Below are 1,028 nucleotides of genomic sequence, written 5' to 3' on the forward strand. Positions count from 1 at the left end.
GTCGTGACGGTGCATCAGCAGGAAACGCCCGTCGACTTCGAGTTCACCGCGCAGACACAAAGCTCGCGCGAAGTGGAAATCCGCGCCCGCGTGGACGGTTTTCTCGAGCGGCGCATGTACACGGAAGGCTCGCTCGTCAAGGAAGGCCAGGTGCTGTTCGTGATGGACAAGAAGCCGTTCGAAGCCGCGCTGCAGTCGGCCAAGGGCGCGCTCGCGCAGCAGCAGGCGCGCCTGCTCGTCACCAAGCAGAACCTCGCCCGCGTGATTCCGCTGGCCGCGCAGAACGCGTTGAGCAAGAAAGACCTCGACGATGCCACGGGCAACGAGAAGCAGGCCGAAGCCGCCGTGATCGCCGCGCAGGGCGAGGTGCGCACGGCCGAGCTGAACCTGAGCTACTGCACGATCAGTTCGCCCCTCAAGGGCCTCTCCAGCTTCGCGCGCGTGCAGGACGGCAGCTATGTGACGCCGAACCAGTCGGGCCTGCTCACCTACGTCTACCAGCTCGACCCGATGTGGGTGAACTTCAGCATCTCCGAGAACGAACTGCTGGGCTACCGCGACCAGATCGCGAAGGGGCTGCTGCGCTTTCCGGCCAACAACCAGTTCGACGTGACGATCATCGAGGCCGACGGCTCGGTCTATCCGCAGCAGGGCCGCATCGACTTCGCCAACCCCGCGTTCAACCAGCAGACGGGCACCTTCCTCGTGCGCGCGGTGTTCGCCAATCCGAAGGGCACGCTCAAGCCGGGCCAGTTCGTGCGCGCGAAGGTCTCGGGGGCGGTGCGGCCCAATGCGGTGCTGGTTCCGCAGCGCGCCGTGCTGCAGGGCGCGAGGAGCCACTTCGTGTGGGTGCTCGACCAGGACTCGAAGCCGCATCAGCGCGTGGTCGACGTCGGCGACTGGCACGGCGACGACTGGTTCGTCAACGAAGGGCTGAAGGCGGGCGAGCGCGTGGTGGTCGATGGCGCGATCCGTGTGTCGTCGGATGCGCACATCAAGGTGGTGAGCGCGGCGCCGGGTGCGCCGGG

General features: G+C 66.7%; 1 protein-coding gene. It reads left to right on the top strand.

The genetic code is table 11. The annotated features are described in order from the left end of the window. Window positions 1-1,028, top strand: a 1,028-nt coding sequence (locus KFO72_RS41855; protein WP_225034557.1) for an efflux RND transporter periplasmic adaptor subunit, incomplete at both ends; no start/stop codon positions are given.

Origin of the sequence: Paraburkholderia sp. XV (assembly GCF_020177535.1) — a bacterium.
GTDB lineage: Bacteria > Pseudomonadota > Gammaproteobacteria > Burkholderiales > Burkholderiaceae > Paraburkholderia > Paraburkholderia caribensis.